The following is a 233-nucleotide window of genomic DNA, read 5'->3' on the forward strand; positions in this document are numbered from 1 at the left end:
GAGTCGATTTTGTATCACGGGATGAAGGATTTCACGCGGGGTCCTGGCGAAAGTATGCCGGGGAAGATCGTGTCCGATTGGCGGCAACTCCCGGGCCGGGTGGTTCAGGTTTGGCATTACGATCAGCTCGTGGACGAAGGATCGGTTGAGACCGTGTCCGTAGACGGCGGCATCCTTTGGTTAGAGCAAACAGGGCCAATAGAACGGCGCATGGTGGTTAAAGAGCTCGGCAT

Annotated in this window: 1 protein-coding gene; it reads left to right on the forward strand. The window is 56.7% G+C overall.

The window, feature by feature from the left end:
* Window positions 1–233 (forward strand): hypothetical protein (locus SB764_RS44875; RefSeq protein WP_410867419.1); only part of this gene is annotated, 233 nt, incomplete at both ends.

It is taken from the genome of Paraburkholderia sp. SIMBA_027 (genome assembly GCF_046535315.1).
Lineage (GTDB): Bacteria > Pseudomonadota > Gammaproteobacteria > Burkholderiales > Burkholderiaceae > Paraburkholderia > Paraburkholderia tropica.